Origin of the sequence: Aquitalea magnusonii (genome assembly GCF_003202035.1) — a bacterium.
Lineage (GTDB): Bacteria > Pseudomonadota > Gammaproteobacteria > Burkholderiales > Chromobacteriaceae > Aquitalea > Aquitalea magnusonii.
In genome coordinates this window covers 193320-215771 of record NZ_QJKC01000002.1, presented here as the reverse complement: position 1 = coordinate 215771, position 22452 = coordinate 193320, and the positions used below count along the sequence as shown (strand labels likewise).

General features: G+C 59.3%; 18 protein-coding genes. 13 read left to right on the top strand and 5 right to left on the bottom strand.

Features of this window, described 5'->3' with window-relative positions; translation table 11 throughout:
- Positions 1-4 precede the first annotated feature (4 nt).
- The 12 genes from DFR38_RS02800 to DFR38_RS02745 all read left to right on the top strand — a co-directional run bounded on the left by DFR38_RS02800 (position 5) and on the right by DFR38_RS02745 (position 15283).
- Complete coding sequence (locus DFR38_RS02800) at positions 5-466, top strand: protein YgfX (protein WP_059285191.1); 462 nt, start codon at positions 5-7, stop codon at positions 464-466.
- Positions 463-1731: a bifunctional tetrahydrofolate synthase/dihydrofolate synthase gene (folC, locus tag DFR38_RS02795; protein ID WP_110312956.1), complete on the top strand. Its 1269-nt coding sequence runs from the start codon at positions 463-465 to the stop codon at positions 1729-1731. Before DFR38_RS02800 ends, folC begins: the two co-directional genes overlap by 4 nt.
- A gap of 7 nt (positions 1732-1738) precedes the next feature.
- The gene (locus tag DFR38_RS02790; RefSeq protein ID WP_110312955.1) at positions 1739-2677 is read left to right on the top strand and encodes an SPOR domain-containing protein; all 939 of its coding nucleotides are present in this window, start codon (positions 1739-1741) and stop codon (positions 2675-2677) included.
- Between the two features lie 6 nt (positions 2678-2683).
- Positions 2684-3178, top strand: coding sequence for a CvpA family protein (locus DFR38_RS02785; protein ID WP_059286098.1), 495 nt, complete (start codon positions 2684-2686; stop codon positions 3176-3178).
- Between the two features lie 112 nt (positions 3179-3290).
- Positions 3291-4826 (top strand): amidophosphoribosyltransferase, encoded by a 1536-nt coding sequence (gene purF, locus DFR38_RS02780; RefSeq protein ID WP_059286097.1) that lies wholly within the window; start codon positions 3291-3293, stop codon positions 4824-4826.
- A 188-nt stretch (positions 4827-5014) separates the two neighbouring features.
- Positions 5015-6199 (top strand): O-succinylhomoserine sulfhydrylase, encoded by a 1185-nt coding sequence (locus tag DFR38_RS02775; RefSeq protein WP_059286096.1) that lies wholly within the window; start codon positions 5015-5017, stop codon positions 6197-6199.
- A gap of 205 nt (positions 6200-6404) precedes the next feature.
- Positions 6405-7046, top strand: coding sequence for a TetR/AcrR family transcriptional regulator (locus DFR38_RS02770; RefSeq protein ID WP_059286095.1), 642 nt, complete (start codon positions 6405-6407; stop codon positions 7044-7046).
- Between the two features lie 27 nt (positions 7047-7073).
- The gene (locus tag DFR38_RS02765) at positions 7074-9527 is read left to right on the top strand and encodes an acyl-CoA dehydrogenase (RefSeq protein WP_110312954.1); all 2454 of its coding nucleotides are present in this window, start codon (positions 7074-7076) and stop codon (positions 9525-9527) included.
- Positions 9528-9630: 103 nt separating this feature from the next.
- Complete coding sequence (locus DFR38_RS02760) at positions 9631-10011, top strand: acyl-CoA thioesterase (RefSeq protein WP_059286104.1); 381 nt, start codon at positions 9631-9633, stop codon at positions 10009-10011.
- A 171-nt stretch (positions 10012-10182) separates the two neighbouring features.
- A complete protein-coding gene (locus DFR38_RS02755) occupies positions 10183-11514 on the top strand; it encodes an OmpP1/FadL family transporter (protein WP_059286094.1) in 1332 nt (443 codons plus the stop codon).
- 123 nt (positions 11515-11637) lie between these two features.
- On the top strand, positions 11638-14013 hold the full coding sequence (locus DFR38_RS02750; protein WP_059286103.1) for a 3-hydroxyacyl-CoA dehydrogenase/enoyl-CoA hydratase family protein: 2376 nt from the start codon (positions 11638-11640) through the stop codon (positions 14011-14013).
- Positions 14014-14080: 67 nt separating this feature from the next.
- Positions 14081-15283 carry an acetyl-CoA C-acyltransferase gene (locus tag DFR38_RS02745; protein ID WP_059286093.1) on the top strand — a complete coding sequence of 401 codons (1203 nt, stop codon included), beginning with the start codon at positions 14081-14083 and terminating at the stop codon, positions 15281-15283.
- A 107-nt stretch (positions 15284-15390) separates the two neighbouring features.
- On the opposite strand, the gene DFR38_RS02740 is transcribed toward DFR38_RS02745, so the two are convergent.
- Positions 15391-16830 carry a PilZ domain-containing protein gene (locus DFR38_RS02740; RefSeq protein ID WP_233170477.1) on the bottom strand — a complete coding sequence of 480 codons (1440 nt, stop codon included), beginning with the start codon at positions 16828-16830 and terminating at the stop codon, positions 15391-15393.
- Between the two features lie 209 nt (positions 16831-17039).
- Between DFR38_RS02740 and DFR38_RS02735 the strand changes: the two genes are divergently transcribed.
- Positions 17040-19241, top strand: a complete 2202-nt coding sequence (locus tag DFR38_RS02735; RefSeq protein ID WP_059286091.1) for a patatin-like phospholipase family protein — start codon at positions 17040-17042, stop codon at positions 19239-19241.
- Between the two features lie 76 nt (positions 19242-19317).
- Here DFR38_RS02735 and trpC read toward each other — a convergent pair whose 3' ends face one another.
- The 4 genes from trpC to yjgA form a co-directional block, all read right to left on the bottom strand.
- Positions 19318-20118, bottom strand: a complete 801-nt coding sequence (trpC, locus tag DFR38_RS02730) for an indole-3-glycerol phosphate synthase TrpC (RefSeq protein ID WP_059286090.1) — start codon at positions 20116-20118, stop codon at positions 19318-19320.
- 120 nt (positions 20119-20238) lie between these two features.
- A complete protein-coding gene (locus DFR38_RS02725; RefSeq protein WP_110312953.1) occupies positions 20239-21222 on the bottom strand; it encodes a YheT family hydrolase in 984 nt (327 codons plus the stop codon).
- Positions 21222-21803 carry a molybdopterin adenylyltransferase gene (gene mog, locus DFR38_RS02720; protein ID WP_110312952.1) on the bottom strand — a complete coding sequence of 194 codons (582 nt, stop codon included), beginning with the start codon at positions 21801-21803 and terminating at the stop codon, positions 21222-21224. Before mog ends, DFR38_RS02725 begins: the two co-directional genes overlap by 1 nt.
- Positions 21803-22366, bottom strand: coding sequence for a ribosome biogenesis factor YjgA (yjgA, locus tag DFR38_RS02715; RefSeq protein WP_059287362.1), 564 nt, complete (start codon positions 22364-22366; stop codon positions 21803-21805). Before yjgA ends, mog begins: the two co-directional genes overlap by 1 nt.
- Positions 22367-22452: the final 86 nt, after the last annotated feature.

Below are 22452 nucleotides of genomic sequence, written 5' to 3'. Positions count from 1 at the left end.
GGTCATGCGCGCGCGCCAGTTGCTACCGCCATTTGCCCTGCGCATCCGCCCGTCGCGTTACTGGCTGGGCTTGTTGTCCGGCCTGTTGTTGCTGTCCGCCGTGCTGGTGTTGGTTTATGTCGCGGACTTATGGTGGCTGCTGCCCTTGCAGTGCCTGCTTGGCTGGCAGGCGTTGCGTGCCAATGGCTGGTGGCGGCGCCGCCCCTTGCAAGCGATAGCGGTGGACGGGCTGGGCCGGATGTACTGGCACTATGCCGGCTGCGCGCTTGAAGTAGTGCCCGGAGACGACTGTTTCATCTCGCCGTTTCTCCTTATTGTCAATGTGACGGCTGCAGGCCGTCGTCACAGCTGCCTGTTGCTGCCGGATAGTGCTGAAGCCCAAGCATTGCGGCAGTTGCGGGTTTATCTGCTGTGGTTTCATGCAGACGTGGCGACTGAGCCGTCTGCTGTCGTAGAGCATCCATGACGCAAAAAACAACTCTGAACGAATGGCTGGGCTGGCTCGAGGGCCTGCATGCCAGCGCCATCGACATGGGGCTGGACCGGGTACGCCAGGTCTGGGACGCCATGCGGCTGAAGCCGGCTTTCCCCGTCATCATGGTGGCAGGTACCAATGGCAAGGGTTCGGTCTGTGCCATGCTCTCCACCATGTATCAGCGTGCCGGTTTCAAGGTGGGCTGTTATACCTCGCCGCACATCCTCCGTTACAACGAGCGCGTGGCCATCAATCTGCAGCCGGTCAGTGATGCGCGCATCATGCAGAGCTTTGCTGCCATCGATGCGGCGCGTGGTGACACCTCGCTGACCTATTTCGAATTCGGCACGCTGGGCGCCATGCACAGCTTCGTCGAAGAGCAGGTCGATGTGGCCATCATGGAGGTCGGTCTGGGCGGGCGGCTGGATGCAGTCAATATCTTTGAACCGGACGTCTCGGTGGTGGTCAGTGTGGATATCGATCACGCGGCCATTCTGGGAGATAACCGCGAAGACATCGGCTTTGAAAAGGCGGGCATCTATCGCCCTGGCAAGCCTGCCATCTGCGCAGACCCGCAGCCGCCGCAGCGTCTGCTGGATCATGCCGCTGCCATCGGTGCCGAGCTCAAGCTGGTCGGGCGGGATTACAGTTACCAGCGCATGGAAAACCAGTGGTCTTTCCAGATGGGAACTTCACGGCGTCATGCCTTGCCGATGCCGGCCCTGCGCGGCGGCTATCAGCTGGGCAATGCCGCTGCGGCATTGGCGGTGCTCGACTGCCTGCATGAGCGCCTGCCGGTCGGCATCGGTGCGCTGAAGCAAGGTTTGGTCGAGGTGGACTGGCCTGGCCGTTTCCAGGTCTTGCCGGGCCGTCCGCTGGTGGTGCTGGATGTCGGCCACAATCCGCACGCGGTCAAGGCCATGGTGGCCAGTCTGCGCCAGCTGCCGTTTGCCGAAAACCGTTACGCGGTGTTTTCCATGCTGGCGGACAAGGATCTGCCGGCGGTGGCCGAGCTGGCGCGTGGCGAATTTGACGGCTGGTTCGTCGCCGGGCTGGACATGCCGCGCGGGCAGAGCGGGGCGGACATTGCCGCACGGCTGCAGGCATTGGGCATTGGCAAGGTGCAGGCTTTTGTGGATGTGGCCTCGGCCTGGCAAGCTGCCTTATCGGCAGCGGGTGAGAATGATAGAATTACCGTTTTCGGCTCTTTCCACACCGTGGCCGAGGTGATGGAAGCCCGTCAGCAACGAATTTGAGGATTGCATGGCTCTGTCTGCTCACGATGAACTGATTCTGTTGCGCAAGCGCGCCAGGCGTCGCCTGGTGGGGGCGATTGTGCTGGTCACGGTGTCCACCGGCGTACTGTGGAATGTCGTTGGCCACCTGCCCGAGCAGCAAATGCGCCCCGAGTCGGTGGAGATCGCCAGCGAGGCTTCCGGCACGCCAGCTGATGCAGCCCTGCCGCCGGCAGAAACCGTAGCGGGTGCCAGCTCCGCGCCGCTGGCCAGCAAGGTGCAGGCCTCGGCAGCACATCTGGCCGCCGCCTCTGCCCCGGCTGCCAAGCCGGCCGGGACCCAGTTGCCGGCCGATCTGGCTTCGGTCGAGCCCGACCGGCCGGCCGCCGCTGCCAGCCATGCCGCGCCGGCCGTTGCCGCGGTTGCTGCCGTCGGCGCCGTGGCCGCAGTACAAGCGAGCAAACCCAAGCCGGCAGAAACGGCCAGTCAGCCTGCCGCGCATGAGCCGGTAAAGAAAAAGACCGCCAGCAAGCCGGCGGAAGCCAAGCCGCTGGTGGCGCATGTGGAAAAACCGCCCAAGGCCGACAGCAAACCGCTTGGCAAGCCGGAGCAGCCCAAGCGCAAGCAGGCTGATCCTGCCGCCATTCTGGCGGGACACTTCGACGAAGAGCCGGCTCCCGGCAGTGCGGCCACAAAGAAAAGTGAGTCCAAGCCGGAAAAAGTGGATAATGGCGCCGGTGGCAAGGCGGTGATCCAGCTGGCGGCCTTGTCTGACCCGGCCAAGGCCGACGCGCTCAAGAGCAAATTGTCCGGCTTGGGCGTGTCCGCTCATTTCAGCAAGGTACAGACCAGCAAGGGTGAAGTGACCCGGGTGCGGGTGGGGCCGTTTGCCTCGCGTGCCGAAGCCGAAGCAGCCTTGCACAAGCTGTCGCAGGCCGGCGTATCCGGCATCATTGTCAACAAGTAAGCGCCGATGACCGTCTTTGACTACATTGTGATAGCCATCGTGCTGGGTTCGGTGCTGGTGGCCCTGGTGCGCGGCCTGGTGGCCGAGGTGTTGTCGCTGGGGTCCTGGTTGCTGGCCTTCTGGTGTGCCAAGGAATTGTCGCCACTGCTGGCCACCTTCATGCCAAACGAGTTGCCCAGCCAGGGTTTGCGCCTGGTGGCCTCGTTTGTGTTGCTGTTTTTCCTGTCGTGGCTGGCCACGGCTTTATTGCGCATCACCCTGACCAGTTTGCTGGACTCGACCGGGCTGGGTGGTCTGAACCGATTGATGGGTGCCGTGTTTGGTCTGGCTCGCGGGCTGGTACTGGTCACGGTGCTGGTGCTGGTGGGCGGTCTGAGTGATCTGCCGCGCCAGCCTATGTGGAGGAATGCGGTATTGGCCGCTCCATTTGAATCATTGGCCTTGTCATTAAGGCCCTGGCTGCCGGCGATGCTGGCAGACAACCTGCATTACACGGGATAGTGTGATGAAACAGGCGGAATATCTTGATATCTTCACTTCAAGATTTCCGCCTTTTTCTTTGGCTGTATGTTTTGTCTGAAAATCCAGGTAGTTGGGAAGAGAGAGTAGAGCAATGTGTGGAATCCTAGGCGTGGTAGGGCAGTCTCCCGTCAACCAGTTGTTGTATGACGGACTGCAAGTGCTGCAGCACCGTGGACAGGATGCGGCGGGTATTGTCACTTCCAGTGGCAAGACCTTTCACATGCACAAGGGCAGCGGCATGGTGCGCGATGTGTTCCGCACCCGCAATATGCGTTCGCTGATGGGCAATGCCGGTATCGCCCATGTGCGTTATCCCACGGCAGGCTCTGCTTCCAGTCTGGCGGAAGCCCAGCCTTTCTATGTCAACTCGCCGTTTGGCATCGTGCTGGCGCATAACGGCAACCTGACCAATACCGAAGAGCTGAAGGCGGACATGTTCCGTCACGACCTGCGTCATATCAACACCAACTCCGACTCGGAAGTGCTGCTCAATGTGTTTGCCCATGAGCTGGCGGCGCGGGTGGAAGGTTTCGAGTTGAGCGTGGAAGCCATCTTTGGTGCCATCGAGGCTGTGCATCGCCGCGTGCGCGGCGCCTACGCCGTGGTGGCGCTGATCGCCGGTTACGGCCTGGTGGCCTTCCGCGATCCCAATGGCATCCGCCCGCTGGTGATCGGCAGTACCCAGGGAAGTGGCAAGACCGAATACATGTTTGCGTCCGAATCGGTGGCACTGGATTGCTCCGGTTTCAGCATCCTGCGCGATGTCGAGCCGGGTGAAGGAGTGTTCGTCAGCTTTGATGGCGATTTCCACGCCCGTCCCTGCGCCAAGGAAGTGCGTCATGCGCCCTGCCTGTTCGAATATGTTTACTTTGCCCGCCCGGATTCGGTGATCGACGGCGCCTCGGTTTACCAGTCGCGCATTGTGATGGGTGAGAAGCTGGGTGAGAAAATCCGTCGCGTGCTGCCTGCGCTGGATATCGATGTGGTGATGCCGATCCCGGATACCAGCCGCCCCAGTGCACTGGCCCTGGCCAATAGTCTGGGTCTGCCGTATCGCGAAGGCTTTATCAAGAACCGCTACATCGGCCGCACTTTCATCATGCCGGGCCAGGCCGTGCGCAAGAAATCGGTACGGCAGAAGCTCAACCCGGTGGCCTGCGAATTCAAGGACCGTAATGTCTTGCTGGTGGATGACTCCATCGTGCGCGGCACTACTTCCAAGGAAATCGTGCAAATGGCGCGGGATGCCGGTGCGCGCAAGGTCTACTTTGCTTCGGCTGCGCCGGCGGTACGCTTTCCCAATGTCTACGGCATCGACATGCCGACCCGTGCCGAATTGCTGGCCACCGGCCGTACCGAGCAGGAAATCGCCGAAGAGATTGGTGCCGACGCCGTGATCTACCAGGATCTGGCTGCCCTGCAAGAAGCAGTGCACTCGGTCAATCCCAAGCTGCACGAGTTTGAAACTTCCTGCTTCGATGGTCGGTACATCACTGGCGACATTACCGCAGCCTACCTGGATGCGATTGAATGTGCGCGTGGCGATGGCGGCAAGAAGGATGAAAATCCGGTCAGCACGCAGATGATCGATTTGAACCTGAATGTGGCAGAACAGAACCTGATGTAAGTCAGGCCAGGCAAAAAACCGGCTGCGGCCGGTTTTTTGCTTTGTGCCTGCCGCGCATAGCGTCGGCAGCAGACATCCATATGCCGCAATTTCATTTAAATAATGGCGGGCGATCAGGCAATATAGTCAGCACAAGGCGGTGGCCGGTCATGGTGACCCGCAGCCGATAACAAGACCCGAGAATCATCATGTCAGTTGAAAATACCCCGGAACAATACCACGCCGAGACGCTGGCGATCCGTGGCGGTCGTGAAAGCAGCGACTATCGCGAGCACAGCCAGGCGCTGCACCTTACTTCCAGCTTTTGCTATGAATCGGCCGCGCAGGCTGCCGCCATGTTCATGGGCGAAATCGAAGGCTATACCTATTCCCGTTTCACCAATCCCACGGTCACTGCCTTCCAGCAGCGGCTGGCGCTGATGGAGGGCGGCGAACGCGCCATCGCCACCGCCACCGGCATGGCGGCCATCCAGGCCATCATGATGAGCCTGCTCAAGGCGGGCGATCATATCGTTTCCTCGCAAAGCCTGTTTGGCTCCACCACCAATCTGTTTGCCGGCTTGCTGGCAAAGTTCGGCGTGGAAACCACCTTTGTCAATGCGACCGATCTGGCGGCCTGGGAGGCTGCGGTCAAGCCGAACAGCAAGCTGTTCTTTTTGGAAACCCCCTCCAATCCGCTGACCGAAATCGCCGATATCGCCGCAGTGGCGGCCATTGCTCACCAGCATGATGCCTTGCTGGTGGTGGATAACAGTTTCTGTTCGCCGGCGCTGCAGCAGCCGCTCAAGCTGGGTGCTGATCTGGTGATGCACTCGGCCACCAAGTATCTGGACGGTCATGGCCGGGTGATGGGGGGAGCGGTAGTGGGCAGTCATGCCCTGGTGGAGCAGGTTTATCTGCATGTGCGCACTGCCGGTCCGACCCTGGCGCCGTTCAATGCCTGGGTGCTGCTGTCCGGCCTGGAGACGCTGTCGCTGCGCATGGAAAAACACAGCGCCAATGCCCTGCAACTGGCGCAGTGGCTGGAAGCGCACCCGGCGGTCGAGCGTGTGTATTACCCCGGTCTGGCCAGCCATCCCCAGCATGCGCTGGCTACCCGTCAGCAGCGTGGCGGCGGGGCCGTGGTGTCCTTCGTGGTTAAGGGAGGGCGTGCTGCTGCCTGGAAGTTGGTGGATGGCGTGCAACTGATCTCGCGTACTGCCAATCTGGGCGATGTAAAGAGTACAATTACCCACCCGGCATCGACCACCCATGCGCGTGTCGCCCCTGAGGTCAGGCTGAAAGCCGGCATCGAAGAGGGTTTGATTCGTGTCGCGGTAGGTCTGGAAAATATTGCCGACCTGCAGGCCGATCTGGCACGTGGGCTTGACTAAACAATAAACCCTGCGTTTCATTCAAACGAACGGCAGTCTAGACTTAGACTGCCGTTTTCGCGATGGTGGCGAGAAAATCCACAGTGACGGAGCGGATGATTTTCTTGACACTGATCAAATTAAAACGTAAGTTTGAAACGCTTGTTCGAAAGCTGAGATGGACAAGACCAAATACCCTGCAAGTACAAAAAAGGCACAAGAGAACATGGAAGCCAGCCGCCCGGATACGGCAACGCGAATTCTGGACGTTTCCGAGCGGCTGTTCGTGGAGCACGGTTTCGAGGCTACCTCGCTTCGCATGATTACTCAGCAGGCCGAAGTCAACCTGGCCGCAGTGAATTATCACTTCGGCTCAAAGGATGCACTGTTTGAAGCCGTGTTCATGCGCAGGCTGGCGCCCTTGATTGCGTCCTGCCTGGCAGAGCTGGATGAGCTGGAGACAAGAGAAGAGAAGCTGTCAGTGGAAAGCCTGGTCACGACATTCATCCGTCCGTGTCTGGCGCTGTCCAAGGACCCTGCGAGGGGCGGGGCCCTGTTTGTCAGACTTCTGTCGCGCACGCTGGTGGAAAACCACCGCCTGCTGCGCGAAACCATCTCGCAGCAATACAGTGTGTTCGTGCAACGCTATTCGCGCGCCTTTCATCATGCGCTGCCGCAGCTTGGGGTTGAAGAGTTGGCCTGGCGGATGCACTTCGCATTCAGTGTCATGTTCAATGCCTTTGCCGGTAATGATGTGCTGAAGATTTTCACTCGCAGCCAGATCGTTACCGCGCGGGATCCCGACATGATTGTGAAGTATCTTGTGCCGTTTGTGGTTGCCGGGTTGGTCTCGCCTGTCGAAGGTTAAGCAGGGTCAACACGAGGGTAAATCACAATGTTAGCTGCTGTTCTTCTCATCGCACTGATTGGTGCGTTGGCGTATTATCGCGCGCCGGTTCTGGCGTGGACCGTGGTGCTGGCGGCCTGGCTGGCTGCTCTGCAATTCGCTTTTGGCTGCCCGGTGTCGGCTGCCGCCTGGGGCGTTTTCGCCGTGCTGGCGGCGGTGCTGAATATCGTGCCGCTGCGTCGCGCACTGTTTACCGGACCGGTATTCGGGGTGTTCAAGAAAATCACCCCGGCGATGTCGCAAACCGAGCAAGAGGCGATCAATGCCGGCACCGTATGGTGGGACCGTGACCTGTTTTCCGGCAAGCCGGATTACCAGCGCCTGCTGTCCTTTCCGGATGCCAAGCTGAGTGCGGAAGAACAAGCCTTTCTGGATGGCCCCACCGAGCAACTGTGCTCGATGATCGATGACTGGAAGATCACCCACGAATTGAAGGACTTGCCGCCTGAAGTATGGCAGTTCATCAAGGACAATGGCTTCCTGGGCATGATTGTCAAAAAGAAATATGGCGGTCTGGAATTCTCCAACTATGCCCACGCCAAGGTGGTCACCAAAATCGCCACCCGCGGTGGTTCTGCTGCCGTGTCGGTGATGGTGCCCAACTCGCTCGGACCGGGCGAATTGCTGCAGCACTATGGCACCGAAGCACAAAAAGACTACTACCTGCCGCGACTGGCCAAGGGTGTCGAGGTACCATGCTTTGCCCTGACCAGCCCGTATGCCGGTTCCGATGCGGGCAGCATTCCTGACTATGGCATTGTCTGCCGGGGTAGCTATACCGACCCGCGTAGTGGCGAGCGCCATGAAAACGTGCTGGGCCTGCGCGTCAGCTGGGAAAAGCGCTGGATCACCCTGGCGCCGGTGGCCACCATTCTGGGTCTGGCATTCAAGATGTACGACCCTGATCACCTGCTGGGTGACAAGGAAGAAATCGGCATCACCTGCGCGCTGGTGCCCACCGAGCATGAAGGGGTGTGCATTGGCCGTCGTCACTTCCCGGGCGGTGCCGCGTTCATGAATGGCCCGACCTGGGGCAAGGATGTGTTCATCCCGCTGGAATGGATCATCGGTGGTCGTGAATTCGCCGGTCAGGGCTGGCGCATGCTGGTGGAGTGCCTGTCGGTGGGTCGCTGCATTTCCCTGCCGGCAATGTCGGTGGCCTGCGGCAAGGTGACCACCTTCACCACGGGTGCCTATGCCCGCATTCGTGACCAGTTTGGCCTGCCCATCGGCAAGTTCGAAGGGGTGGACGAAGCCATGGCACGCATCGGTGGCTACACCTATCAGATGGAAGCCTCGCAGGACCTGGCGCTGACCGGTCTGGACATGGGTGAAAAGCCGTCCGTGCTGTCCGCTGTGCTGAAGTATCACAACACCGAGCGCATGCGCAAAACCATCAATGACGCAATGGACATCCATGGCGGCAAGGCGGTGGTACTGGGTCCGCGCAATTACCTGGCGCGTGCCTATCAGTCCATTCCCATCGGTATTACCGTGGAAGGCGCCAATATCCTGACGCGCTCCATGATTATTTATGGCCAGGGCGCCATTCGCTGCCATCCCTTTGTGCTGCGTGAAATGAAGGCCGCCATGGCCAATGATGGCGCCGAGTTTGATCGTGCCATTACCGGTCACATCAACTTCGTGATCAGCAATGTGTTCCGTTCGCTGTGGCTGGGCCTGACCGGCGCACGCTTTGCCGGCGCGCCGCGTGGCGGCGAGACGGCGCGCTATTACAAGCAGATCACCCGTTTCTCCAGTGCCTTTGCCTTGCTGTCTGACATGGCCATGTTCAGCCTGGGTGGTTCGCTGAAATTCCGCGAAAAGTTGTCGGCCCGTCTGGGTGACATGTTGTCCAATCTGTATATCGCCACTGCCTGCCTCAAGCGTTTCGAGCGCGAAGGTGCGCAGAAGCAAGATCTGGCCGTGCTGCGCTGGGCAGTGGAAAACGCGCTGTTCGATTTGCAGACGGCCATGGATGGTTTTCTGGCCAACCTGCCGAGCCGTGGTCTGGCCTGGGTGCTGCGCAAGATCATCTTCCCGTGGGGCCTCACGCTCAAGCCTGCTTCCGACCGTATTGGCACCAAGGTGGCCCGCGCCATGATGGAGCCGGGCGGTATGCGCGAGCGGCTGACGCGTGGCATGTATGTGCCGCCTTCCGAGGAAGATGCGGTGGGTGTGCTGCAGCATGCGCTGACGGCGATTCTGGCTACTGAGCCGGTGGAGCAGAAGCTGCGCAAGCTGGCGCGTGAAGGCAAGTTCCGCACGATTACCGCCAGGGAGCGTTTGCAAGAAGCTTTGCAGGCCGGTCTGGTCACCCAGGCCGAATTCGATGCCGTGGCCAGGGCCCGCAAGCTCAAGCGTGATGTCATCATGGTGGATGATTTCGACATGGCCCTGGAGCGTCATGACGATGCGCTGTTGCAGCGTCACATTTTCTGAATCCATTCTCTACACTGAATGAAGTGCCGGATGCTTGCGTCCGGCCGTTCAGTCAAGAAGCTGCCAGGCGGCTTCTTTGCTGAGCGATCACCAGGAGCGCCACATGGATAGCAATACACAGCGTTTTCCCACTTTGCGGGTGCGTGCCCTGCCGACGGCCACCAATGCCTATGGCAAGGTGCAGGCCGGCTGGTTGATGGGACAGATCGATCTGGCCGGCAGCCTGGATGCCGAGCGCCTGGCGCGTGGTCCGGTGGCGACAGTGGCGGTAAATGCATTCCAGTTTACCCACCCCATTTTATTGGGGGATGTGGTCAATCTTTATGTGGAAAGGCTGCGTGTGGGGCAAAAGTCGGTCACGCTGAAGATTGCCGTGGAGGCGGAAAGGCTGGATGGCGAACTGGTGTTCGTGACAGAGGTGATTGCAACATTTGTTGCTGTGGATATGGATGGTAAATCGCGTAATTTGGCAGAAGTTGCTTGAGTTTAATGCTTTTTGTTGCTTGTTTGTTGTGTGAAACGATCGTTTGGAACAAACGCTCTTATTTTGGTGGACATGCTCTAATTCTCTGGTAGTATCCAAAATGATCCGTAGCAATACGGACATAAAAAGCGACTAGGACTACATACAGATATATTCGCAGAGAGGGATAACATGAAACTCAAGCACCTCAGCCAATCCGTGATGCTCATGGGAGTTGCCGTCGGGGCGTTCTCTTCCACAGCACTGGCTTCCGGTTACCACTTCGGCTCGCAAAGCGTTTCCGCTCAAGGCACAGCATTTGCCAACAGCGCAGAAGCTGCTGATGCATCAACCATTTTTTACAACCCGGCTGGCATGTCGCGTTTGACTGGCACCAATTTCTCCGGTGGTCTGACTCTGGTGGTGCCGGATTCCAGCTACACTGACAATGGTTCCAAGACACATTCCGGAACCTCCACTGGCGGTGGCAGTGCTAGTGGCTATGCGCCGGACTATGTGCTTGCTCCGTCCTTCTATGCAACGCATCAGATCAACGATAAATGGACGGTTGGTCTGGGGGTGTTCGTCCCATTTGGTGCAGAACTGAATTATGGCGAAACCTGGGCGGGCCGCTATTCGCTGGAAAGCATCAAGCTGGAAACGCTGAACTTCAATCCTTCGGTGTCCTACAAGCTGGATGACCACCATGCCTTTGGCTTTGGTGTGTCGGCTCAGTATATGAAGGCATATTTGTCCAAGGCGGTTGATCTGACAGGTGTGCCTCACAGTGGTGATGGCCATGCTGCCTTGAGTGCCGATGGCTGGGGTTATGGTTTCAACTTGGGCTATATGTACCAGCTGAATGATGCTACCCGCTTCGGTGTGGCCTATCGTTCCAATATCCGTCAAAAGCTTGATGGGCAGGCGTTCTGGGATTTGAGCGCGGCCGGTTCGTTTGCGTCCATCATTCAAAACAACTTCCATCACGTAAATTCTGATGGCACGGTAACCGTGGATACCCCGGAGTCCATTTCGGTCAATGGCTTTCACAAGCTGAATGACAAGGTTGACTTGATGGCCGACCTGACCTGGACCCGCCATTCTCGCCTCGACCAGATTGATATCAAGTTCAGTCAGCCGGGTGAGGGTGATCTGGTGATCAAGCAAGGCTGGCGTGATACCTACAAGCTGTCGCTGGGCGCCAATTACCATTACAGCGACAATCTGTTGCTGCGTAGCGGCGTCGCCTGGGATCAGTCTCCAGTCAAGAATGCAGACGAAACCCATCCGGCCTTGCCGGATAGCGACCGCTACTGGTTGTCTTTCGGTGCCAACTACAAGCTCAGCAAGCAATCATCGATTGATTTTGCCTATTCTTATGTGTTCTTCAAGAATGCCAATATCAACTACACCGACAACTGCACGACCACGTCGACCACATGTACCGGTAATGGCGAAACCACTAAGGGTTCTTACAAGACCAATCTGCAGTTTATTGGTCTGCAGTACAACTACAGCTTCTAAACGGATAATCAAGGTTTAGAGGCGTGGCAGGGTCATGGCGGTTTGTTTTGCCATGACCCGACAGCAAGGCAGGCATGAGGGGCCTGCCCCATGATTGATGAGTTTCAACATAACGAGGAAACCATGTCTCAAACCAAGTTCAACGTACGCAAGGTGGCGGTACTGGGTGCTGGCGTGATGGGTGCGCAGATTGCCGCGCATCTGGTCAATGCCAAGGTGCCGACCATTCTGTTCGACCTGCCGGCCAAAGAAGGTAATAAAAACGGCATCGTGCTCAAGGCGCTGGATGGCCTGAAAAAGCTCAAGCCGTCGCCGTTGTCCAACAAGGATGCCGTGGGCTATATCGAGCCGGCCAATTACGAAGACCATCTGCATCTGCTGAAAGACTGCGATATCGTCATCGAAGCCATTGCCGAGCGCATGGACTGGAAGGCAGACCTGTATCACAAAGTGGCGCCGCACCTGGGCGAGCACACCATTTTCGCTACCAACACCTCCGGTCTGTCGATCAACAAGCTGGCCGAGAGCTGTCCTGATTCGGTGCGTCCGCGCTTCTGCGGCGTGCACTTCTTCAACCCGCCGCGTTACATGCATCTGGTCGAGATCATCCCGTGCGTAACGTCGGATGCGGGCATTCTGGATAATCTGGAGCGTTTCCTGGTCACCACCCTGGGCAAGGGTGTGGTCCGTGCCAAGGATACCCCCAACTTTGTCGCCAACCGCATCGGTGTGTTCTCCATGCTGGCGACCATTGCCAATGCCGAAAAATTCGGCATCCGCTTTGATATTGTCGACGACCTGACCGGCCCGCGCCTCGGTCGTCCCAAATCCGCCACCTTCCGCACGGCGGACGTGGTGGGTCTGGATACCTTCTCGCATGTGGTGAAAACCATGGATGACACCCTGCCGGGCGATCCGTGGCATGGCCTGTTCAAGTCGCCGGAATGGCTGCAGAAGCTGATTGCCGCCGGTGCATTGGGTGCCAAGAGCAAGGTGGGCATCTACAAGAAAGACGGCAAGAAAATGTTCGTCTTCGACGCGGCTAGCGGAGAATACGTTGGTGCCGGGCAGAAGGGTGATGACGCGGTCAAGGACATCCTGAAGATTGCCGATCCGGCGGAAAAATTCCGTCAGCTGCGTGCCAGCGAACATCCGCAGGCGCAGTTCCTGTGGGCCTGCTTCCGCGATGTGTTCCATTACATTTCCTACCACCTGGCTGATATTGCCAATTGCGCCCGTGATGTGGACTTTGCCATTCGCTGGGGTTTTGGCTGGTCGGTCGGCCCGTTTGAAACCTGGCAGGCTGCCGGCTGGCAACAGCTGGCACAGTGGATTGATGAAGACATCAAGGCGGGCAAGACCTTGTCCGCGGCTGCTTTGCCGGACTGGGCCTTGCAGGCTGACCGTGCCGGCGTGCATTTTGCCAATGGCTCCTACAATGCTGCCGGGCAGACTCTGATCGGTCGCTCCACGCTGGACGTGTATCAGCGTCAACTGGCTCCGGCCCGCGTATTGGGCGAGGCTGTTGCCCCGCTGGGCGAAACCGTCTTCGAAAACGATGGCGTGCGTGCCTTCACTACCGGCGACGACATTCTGGTGGTGTCCTTCAAGTCCAAGGCACATGCCATTGGTCCGGAGGTGATTGATGGCCTGAACAAGTCGCTGGATATTGCCGAAGACCGTTTCAAGGGTCTGGTGATCTGGCAGACCGAAGAGCCGTTCTCGGTTGGTGCCGACCTGCAATCCATGTTGCCGGCCTTCATGACCGGCGACTGGGCGGCCATTGACGCGACCGTGCGCCGCTTCCAGGACACCTCGATGCGCCTGCGTTACAGCCAGGTGCCTACCGTGGCGGCAACCCAGGGCTATGTCTTCGGCGGTGGCTGCGAGTTTGCCATGCACTGCGACAAGACCGTGGCCGCACTGGAATCCTATGTCGGTCTGGTGGAAGTGGGTGTTGGCCTGCTGCCGGGCGGTGGTGGTTGCAAGGAGTTTGCCCTGCGTGCCGCACAGGAAGCCAAGGGCGATGTGCTGGCCGCGCTGAAGGATTACTTCATGGCCGTTGCCACCGCCAAGGTCGCCACCAGCGGTCAGGAAGCGCAGGAAATCGGTTTCTTCCGCAAGGGTGACCCGGTGGTATTCAATGCCTACGAGCTGCTGTATGTCGCCAAGCAACAAGCGCTGGCCATGGCCGAATCCGGCTATCGTCCGCCGCTGAAAGTGAAGGGCTTCCCGGTGGCTGGCCGTTCTGGTGCCGCCTCGATCAAGGGCTCGCTGATCAATATGCTGGAAGGGCACTTCATCTCCCAGCATGACTTCTTCATTGCTTCGCAAATCGCCGACGTCATGACCGGTGGTGATGTTGAGGCCGGTACGCTGGTGAACGAGCAGTGGATTCTGGATCTGGAACGCAAGGCCTTCATGACCCTGCTGCAAAATTCCAAAACCCAGGACCGCATTGCCAATATGCTCACCACCGGCAAACCGCTGCGCAACTAATACGAAACAATGCATCAGTCCGACGGCCGCGAGGGGCGGAGCCGTCGGCTGCCAGGAGATTGAAAAAATGGTTAAGCAAGTACAGGAAGCCTATATCGTCGCTGCCACCCGTACCCCGGTGGGCAAAGCACCGCGTGGCATGATGCGCCATGTGCGCCCGGATGACATGCTGGCGCATGTGATTACCGGCGCGCTGGCCCAGGTGCCGACACTGGATCCCAAGCTGATTTCCGACTGCGTGGTGGGTTGCGCTTTCCCGGAAGCGGAGCAGGGCCTGAACATGGCGCGTATCGGCGTATTGCTGGCAGGTCTGCCCAATACCGTGGGTGGCATCACCATCAACCGTTACTGCTCGTCCGGTATCAACGCCGTGCAGATGGCGGCTGACCGCATCCGTCTGGGTGAGGCTGACGTGGTGATTGCGGCCGGTGCCGAGTCGATGTCGCTGGTGCCGATGATGGGTAACAAGGTGTCGCTGAACCCGGAAATCTTCGCCAAGGATGAAAACTTTGCCATCGCCTATGGCATGGGTCTGACGGCGGAAAAAGTGGCCCAGCAGTGGGGCGTATCGCGTGAAGACCAGGACGCTTTTGCCGTCGAGTCGCATCGCCGTGCCATTGCCGCCATCGATTCCGGTGCCTTCAAGAGCGAAATCACCCCGCTGGAGGTCACCTATCGCACGCCGAACCTGGAAACCGGTGAAGTCATCAGCAAGACCAAGCTGCTGGATACCGACGAAGGTCCGCGTCGCGAGACCACGCTGGAAGGCCTGGCCAAGCTGAAAACCGTGTTCGATGCCAAGGGTTCGGTGACTGCCGGTAACTCTTCGCAAATGTCCGACGGTGCCGGTGCCGTGATTCTGGTATCCCAGCGCGTGCTCAAGGAGTTCAACCTGGTGCCGCTGGCGCGCTACGTGACCTTTGCCGTGAAGGGTGTGCCGCCGGAAATCATGGGTATTGGCCCCAAGGAAGCCATTCCGGCCGCTTGCCAGCAAGCCGGCATCACCCAGGATGAGCTGAAGTGGATTGAGCTCAACGAAGCCTTTGCCGCACAGGCGCTGGCAGTGACCCGTGATCTGGAGCTGGATACCAGCAAGATCAACCCGCATGGCGGGGCCATTGCGCTGGGTCACCCGCTGGGGGCGACGGGTGCCATCCGTACTGCCACGCTGGTGCATGGCATGCGCAATGCCGGTCAGCAAGGCTATGGCATGGTCACCATGTGTATCGGTACCGGCATGGGTGCGGCGGGTATTATCGAAGTACTGTAAGGCTCTGCCTGCTGCACGCCAAAACGCCCGCGATTGCGGGCGTTTTTGTCTGTGGTGTGCCGAGAAGCGCGGCGCTGGCAGCCGGGGCGGGCTGCATGGCTTGGCTGTCAGTCTACCTTGGACAGGGTGTCGAAATCGCTATTGCTGCAATCCTCGAATTCCTGCTGCGGATTTTTCAGGCGAATCAGATAGGACTTGCCCTGTGCCGTGAGGACCTGCTCACGCCCAGGCTCGGCCAGATGCTTGGGCATCAGGAACCAGCGCTGGCTCTTGCGCGAGTTCGGTTGGGTAATGTAAATGGCGGTGACCGGCTGGTCACGATTGCCGGCGGGGTCGCTCAAGGATACCCCGACCGGACTCTGTCCCAGGATTTCGATGCCGACCTTGGTACCATTCTGCTGGCGCAGGATGCGCCGAATGGCACCCAGCAACAAGGGATGGCTCTCGGTTTTTACCAGTATCAGACGGCCGATGGCCAGCTGTTCCAGACTCTTGCCAACGAAAGTCAGCCCCATGCCGCTGCTGCTGATGTCGTTGACTTTCCATTCCTGGGAAGGCGTGTCCTGGTTGTTTTCGATGTCCTGAATCTTGACGGTAAAGGCCACCCGTTCGAAGCCGATGGTCACCTGGGCGTTGGAGCTGTGCAGCGAGCGCTCGGATTTGCGCAGTGACTTGCCGCCATCATCCGACCAGCGGATGGCAAGCTTTTCGCACAAGGCCAGCCATTCTTCGCGCTCCAGTTTGGCCTCCAGTGCCCTGAGCGAGGCGGGAATGGCGCGCTCCAGGTCGAACATCAGGTCGGCCAGACGGCTGGTAAGGTCGCTGGTGGACCAATAGCGCATCCATTTGCCGGCCATGCCGCGCAGCAGTGGCTGCGGGTGCTCCGGCATGCTCAGGTTGATGACGAAGACCGGTTCTTGCGCTGGCGGCTGTTTTTCCAGGCGGATGCCCTGGCTGAGCGGCATCATCATCTGGTCGACGGCAATGATTTCGCGGTGCAACATATTGTCGGTCTGCGCCAGGTACAGCATGCAGCCCTGTAACAACAGCTGTTCACAGCTGACTTCCACCGTGGAATCGGGGTACAGCATCAGCGGGGTGCGGGCAACGCCGGCATCTTCCGCCTGCATGTAGAAGCGGAAGCCTTGTTGCCAGACCGAGCCTTCCGGTTTGAGATAGCGCAGCGAATTCCAGGCGATCAGCCGCATCTGGTGATGCAGGCCGCGAGCGGTGATCAGCCGGATATCGGCTTCCATGGCATTGTTGGGTGCGGCCTGATACAGGCGCAGGCAAATCTGGTAGGCATTGGCCAGTTCGTGCCAGAAGGCCAGAATGGTCGGGAGATAGTTTTTACTGCCGGGCACGGCGGCCAGAAAGTCCTGGCACAGCTGGTGATGAATGTTGTGGGCCTTGTCATCGACATAGACCAGGGTCTTGATGCGCTCCTTCAACGGGATATCGGTATCCGCGTTTATCTTGGAGACGGCCTTGATGATTTCAACCAGGGCAGTAAAGTATTCCGCCTGCGGCAAATCCCTCACCAGCATGGTCGCCGATTGGGCGATACCGGTTGCCAGGGAGTTTTTAGTGAGCAGGGAACTGACCAGAGATTTAAAATCGAACATTGTGCCTTAAGCTTTATTGGGCTCTATGTTTTGTCGAATGTATGACACTATATCTTACGTCACCGTGCAGCTTAGGTGAAATAGTAAATTTCCGTTTTTTACTGAATATGCATCCTGCTACAAAAAGAATTTTGAAAATTTCGCTGAAACTGCTGATTCTGGCGCTGCCCATCTTGTTTGCTGCGCCGCAGGCCGGTGCATTCGAACTGGCTGCGGATGAAGGCGTGGGCGTGGTGCTGGGCGGTGGCGGGGCGCGTGGATTTGCCCACCTGGGGGTGCTGCGGGAGTTGCAGCGCCTGCACATCCCCATCCGCTGCATTGCCGGCACCAGCGCAGGGGCCCTGGTAGGTGGCATGTATGCCAATGGCCTGGATCTGGATCAGATGGCAGCGGATTTTCGTGATGCCAACTGGGATCAGATGCTGTCCGGGCGCCTGCCGCGGACTGACATTCCCTATGACAAGAAGCGTGATGATTACAAAAACTATCTCGATGTGACCTTCGGCCTGCAGAACGGGCAGCTGCGTGTGCCGCGCAGTGCCATCAACTCGCAGGAAATCGAGATGTTCATCCGCAAGCTGACCCGTGACCGCCAGCTGGATAGCTTCGAGAAACTGCCGATTCCTTTCCGTGCCGTGGCCACAGATCTGGCCAATGGTGAGGCGGTGGTGTTCGACAAGGGGCCGCTGGCCCAGGCCTTGCGGGCCAGCATGGCCGTGCCCGGTTTGTTCGATCTGGTGGAAACCGATGGCCGGTTGCTGGTGGATGGTGGTCTGGCACGTAATCTGCCGATTCAGGATGCCCGGCAATGTGCACAGCACCTGATTGTGGTGGATGTCGGCACGCCGCCTTTAAGCAAGGACCAGATCAACAGCCTGTTTGATGTGGTGGCGCAGACCACCAACCTGATGGTCAGCCGTAATGTCAGGGAGCAGATGGCCTTGCTGCAACCGGAGGATGTGCTGATCCGGCCGGACCTGAATGGCTATGGTGCGGCCGATTTCGTGGAAAATCAGGCCATCATCCAGCGTGGCAATGCGGCGGCGATGGCTCAGGAGCAGGCACTGCGCCGCTTTTCGGTGAGCGCCGAGCGCTATGCCGCATGGCGCGAGCGCTTGAAGCTGCCGGCCTATCCTGTGGTGGATGATATCCAGGTCAAATCAGATAGTCGCTTTGTCAATGCGGATGGTCTGGCCAGCAGCGTGGCGAACATGAAGGGAGGGGAGACGGTTGATGCTGTGCGCGAAAAGCTGCGTGCGCTGTTTGCTGCGGGTGATTACGACCAGCTCAGCTACGCCATCGATGCGCGCAATGGTCGCAACATCATGACCGTGATGCCACTGGAAAAGAATATTGGCCCCAATACGGTTCATTTCGGCCTGAGCCTCAATAGCTCGACGCCGGGCGATTCCAACTTCAGCTTCCTGGCTTCCCACCAGCGTAACTGGCTGAATCCGGCCGGTGGCTCATGGCGGAACGAGATGGTCATCGGCAAGGACAAGCTGTTCAAGACCGAGTTGTACCAGCCATGGTCGTATGACAGCCCCTTGTTTGCGGCGGCATCGCTCAGTTATCACCAGCAGCCGCTGTCGTTCTATGATGACAATCACATCAAATATGCCGAAGTGAGCAACGATATCACCATGTTCAATGCGGATGTCGGTACGGTGCTGGGCCGTTATGGTGAATTGCGACTGGGGCTGTTTGATTCTCGGGTGGAAAGCTATCTGTCACTGGGCGACTCCGCCCTGTTGAGCGGCACGATCAACCACAGCTACGCCGGGGTGCGTGGCAAACTGGTATTCGATCAGTTTGACAATCCGCGCTGGCCGCGCTCAGGCTATTTCATGAATGTCGTGCTGACCTCGTCCCTGCCGGCCATGGGCAGCTATACCGCCAGCCGCGACTATGACGCGGTGGTGGAAGGGGTGAAAACCTTTGGCGATCTGACCTTCCGGCTGACCGGCAAGGCGCGTGGCATTGTCAATCGCAAGCCGGATGACTACCGGCTGGAGTCGCTGGGCGGCTTCCTCAACCTGACCGGCTATCAGGCGGGTGAGTTGCTGGGTGAGAAGGTGGCCCTGTCACGGCTGATGGTGTACTGGCGTGCGGCCTCGCTGCCATCCGCCCTGGGCAGCGGTCTGTATGCCGGGATGTCGGGCGAGGTGGGCCGGGTGTGGGGCAACCCCTTCGATGGCAGCACGACGCAATGGATTCCTGCCGGTTCGGTGTTTCTGGCGGCGGATACCATTTTTGGCCCCTTCTTTCTGGGGGTGGGCAATGCCAAGAATGGCAAGCTCAGCGGCTATATCTACCTGGGTGCTGATTATTGAAACGCTGCCCTGGAATACAAAACGGCCACCGCTTGGGTGGCCGTTTTGCTATTGCCATCGGCACGGATGGCAAGCTTCAGTCCTGCGGAAAGAATAGTCCGGCAAGGGCGGCGCCGGGGTCGTCCTGACGCATGAAGGCTTCGCCCACCAGAAAGCTGTGTACCTGATGGCTGCGCATCAGGCGCACGTCATCGGCAGTGAGAATGCCACTTTCCGTCACCGCAATGCGGCCATTGCTGATGCCGGGCAGCAGTTTCAGCGTGGTGGTCAGGCTGACTTCAAAGGTGCGCAGATTGCGATTGTTGACGCCGATCAGTTCGGTATCCAGCTGTAGCGCCTGTTCCAGTTCTTGTTCATTGTGGACTTCCACCAGCACGGCCATGCCCAGTTCGCGTGACAGGGCTTCGAAGTCGCGCATCTGGGCCAGCGGCAGGGCGGCGGCAATCAGCAGGATGCAGTCGGCACCCATGGCGCGGGCCTCATACAGCTGATATTCGTCAACCATGAAATCCTTGCGCAGCACCGGCAAATGGCAGGCGGCACGGGCGGCTTGCAGATAGGCGGCATCGCCCTGGAAATATTGCTTGTCGGTCAGTACCGACAGGCAGGCTGCGCCGGCAGCGGCATAGCTGGCGGCAATGGCTGCCGGGTCGAAGTCGGCACGAATCACGCCCTTGCTCGGGCTGGCTTTCTTGATTTCAGCAATCACTGCCGGCTGACCCAAGGCATGCTTGGCGCGGATGGCGGCGACAAAGTCGCGCTTGTCGGTGGCGCGTAGTTCGGCGGCATGGCGGACTTCAGCCAGCGGGCAGGTTTGCCGGGCAGCGGACACTTCCTGATGCTTGGTGGCGACGATGGTATTGAGGATGTCGGACATTCTGTAAGCCTGTGGTAATGCGTTCAGCCAAAGCGGACATCATGCAGAACTGTGCCGGCTTTGGCAATCATGCCGCAGCGGCCCTGGCTGCCGGAGCAGGGCTGATGGGCCGGGTGGCTGCTAAGGGCGGGGGGCCGCGTCTGCCTGGCCGGGGTTGTTTTGCAGATGGGGCAGGAAGAAGTCGAGCAGGCGCTGTGGCAGCCAGTGAATATGACCGGGAAAGCGGCCGCTGACAAAGCCGACATGCCCGCCATGCTGCGGAAAGTCCAGTACCACCGCCGGGCTGACTTCGCTCGCCGCTGGCAGGGCTGATGCCGGCAGGAAAGGGTCGTTGCGGGCATTCAGGATCAAGGTGGGGCAGCTGATCTGGCGCAGACGTGGCTTGCTGCTGGCACGTTGCCAGTAATTGAGCGCCGTACCATAGCCATGCAGCGGGGCGGTGACGGCATCATCGAATTCGACAAAGGTGCGGGCGCGGCGTACCCGGCCGGCGTCGAACAGGCCCGGATGCTGGCGCAGGGTGGCCAGTGCCTTGGGCTTGAGGGTGTTCATGAACATGCGGGTATACAGCAACCTGCCCAGGCCCCGGTCGAGCCGGGTGCTGGCCGCGACCAGATCCAGCGGGGCCGAGATGGCGGCTGCGGCGCGAGGCAGGGCAGACGGGCCTTCTTCGGCCAGATAGTTCAGCAGCATGCTGCCGCCCAGTGATACCGCCGCGACCGCCATCAGCGGATGGCGCCGCGCCAGGCGCTGCAGTATCCAGCGAATTTCCGCCGCATCCCCTGCGTGGTAGGCGCGTGGCAAGGGATTGTCCATGCCGCCGCAGCCACGAAAGTGCGGCACTACGCCATGCCAGCCGCGTGCGGCGACTGCCTGCATCAAGGCACGGGCGTAGTGACTGTCGCTGCTGCCTTCCAGACCGTGAAACAGCACGACCAGCGGGCTGTCGGGCTGGCCATCGACAAAGTCCAGTGCAATGCTGGCCCCGTCCGGGGTGGGCCATCGTTCACGACGATAGGGTGGTCGTGGCGTGCGCAGCAACAGGGCTGGCCAGATGGTTTGGCTATGGCCGTCTGGCAGCCAGGCCGGGGCACGGTAGGACATCAGGCCGAAGCGGGTTTTTGTGCCGACTTGGGGCGGAATGCCTTGACGATCTGCGGCACGGTTTCGACATAGGGGCCGCCGATCAGGTCGAGGCAGTAGGGGACGGCAGCAAAAATGCCGGGCACCTGTGTTTCTCCCTGTTGGTCTTTCAGCCCTTCCAGAGTTTCCTTGATCGCCTTGGGCTGGCCGGGCAGATTGAGGATCAGCGTACTTTTGCGAATGACGCCGACCTGGCGCGACAGAATGGCCGTCGGCACAAAACGCAGGCTGATCTGGCGCATTTGCTCGCCGAAGCCCGGCATTTCGCGGTCGGCCACTGCCAGGGTGGCATCCGGTGTGACATCGCGCGGTGCCGGACCGGTGCCGCCGGTTGTCAGCACCAGGTGACAGCCTTCCTCGTCCACCAGCTGTCGCAGCGTGGATTCGATCTCGGCCTGCTCGTCCGGAATCAGCCGGGTGACAGTGGTGAACGGGCTAGCCAGCGCCTGGGTCAGCCAGTCTTGCAGGGCCGGAATGCCCTGGTCCTGGTAAACGCCGCTACTGGCGCGATCCGAAACTGAAACCAGGCCTATCTTCAGCATTACTCGTCTTCTCCGTATTCGTGTGCTTGTTCATCCTGCTGTACCCGGGGCTTGCCCGGCTCGGGGATGGCTTGCTTGATCAGCTGGAACAGCAGGCGGAAGGATTTGGGCGGCTTGTTCTCGGCCTGTTCCTTGCGGGCATTGCGAATCAGCGTGCGCAGTTGTTGTGGGTCCACGCCGGGAAATTCGTTAATGAAGGTGGCGGACATTTTATCGTCGCTCATCAGGCGTTCGCGCCAGCGTTCCAGCAAATGTTGCCAGGCAATGTGCTCGGACGATTCGCCCTTGATCACCAGCAGATACTGGCGGATCGGCTCTGCGTCGATGTCGCGCATCAGCTTGCCGATGTATTGCAGCTGGCGGCGCAGTGCACCATGGGCGGTAAAGCGTTTGTAGTCCAGAATGGCAGTCAGCAAATCCTCCGGCAGCTGCATTTTCTTCAGCGTATCCTTGGAGAGTTCGACCAGCTCCTTGCCCAGATCCTGCAGCGCGTCCATGTTGCGCTTGCGCTGGGACTTGCTGATCATGCCGTCAGGCAGGCTGTCGTCCTGGTAATCAGTCATCGTTCAAAAGTCTCTACGGTTTTCAAGGCTGGTATGATACCGGAAAAGACGTGTCGCTTCCCGTGCAAACACGTCGGCGGCGGTGG

What these genes read in the sequence shown, in the direction of transcription:
- DFR38_RS02770 (WP_059286095.1), top strand. Translation starts at nt 6,405, where the DNA reads ATGGAAGCCAGCCGCCCGGATACGGCAACGCGAATTCTGGACGTTTCC.
- yjgA (WP_059287362.1), bottom strand. Translation starts at nt 22,366, where the DNA reads ATGACTGATTACCAGGACGACAGCCTGCCTGACGGCATGATCAGCAAG.
- mog (WP_110312952.1), bottom strand. Translation starts at nt 21,803, where the DNA reads ATGCTGAAGATAGGCCTGGTTTCAGTTTCGGATCGCGCCAGTAGCGGC.
- DFR38_RS02750 (WP_059286103.1), top strand. Translation starts at nt 11,638, where the DNA reads ATGTCTCAAACCAAGTTCAACGTACGCAAGGTGGCGGTACTGGGTGCT.
- DFR38_RS02740 (WP_233170477.1), bottom strand. Translation starts at nt 16,830, where the DNA reads ATGCTGGTGAGGGATTTGCCGCAGGCGGAATACTTTACTGCCCTGGTT.
- DFR38_RS02745 (WP_059286093.1), top strand. Translation starts at nt 14,081, where the DNA reads ATGGTTAAGCAAGTACAGGAAGCCTATATCGTCGCTGCCACCCGTACC.
- folC (WP_110312956.1), top strand. Translation starts at nt 463, where the DNA reads ATGACGCAAAAAACAACTCTGAACGAATGGCTGGGCTGGCTCGAGGGC.
- DFR38_RS02755 (WP_059286094.1), top strand. Translation starts at nt 10,183, where the DNA reads ATGAAACTCAAGCACCTCAGCCAATCCGTGATGCTCATGGGAGTTGCC.
- DFR38_RS02790 (WP_110312955.1), top strand. Translation starts at nt 1,739, where the DNA reads ATGGCTCTGTCTGCTCACGATGAACTGATTCTGTTGCGCAAGCGCGCC.
- purF (WP_059286097.1), top strand. Translation starts at nt 3,291, where the DNA reads ATGTGTGGAATCCTAGGCGTGGTAGGGCAGTCTCCCGTCAACCAGTTG.
- trpC (WP_059286090.1), bottom strand. Translation starts at nt 20,118, where the DNA reads ATGTCCGACATCCTCAATACCATCGTCGCCACCAAGCATCAGGAAGTG.
- DFR38_RS02800 (WP_059285191.1), top strand. Translation starts at nt 5, where the DNA reads ATGCGCGCGCGCCAGTTGCTACCGCCATTTGCCCTGCGCATCCGCCCG.
- DFR38_RS02775 (WP_059286096.1), top strand. Translation starts at nt 5,015, where the DNA reads ATGTCAGTTGAAAATACCCCGGAACAATACCACGCCGAGACGCTGGCG.
- DFR38_RS02760 (WP_059286104.1), top strand. Translation starts at nt 9,631, where the DNA reads ATGGATAGCAATACACAGCGTTTTCCCACTTTGCGGGTGCGTGCCCTG.
- DFR38_RS02725 (WP_110312953.1), bottom strand. Translation starts at nt 21,222, where the DNA reads ATGTCCTACCGTGCCCCGGCCTGGCTGCCAGACGGCCATAGCCAAACC.
- DFR38_RS02785 (WP_059286098.1), top strand. Translation starts at nt 2,684, where the DNA reads ATGACCGTCTTTGACTACATTGTGATAGCCATCGTGCTGGGTTCGGTG.
- DFR38_RS02765 (WP_110312954.1), top strand. Translation starts at nt 7,074, where the DNA reads ATGTTAGCTGCTGTTCTTCTCATCGCACTGATTGGTGCGTTGGCGTAT.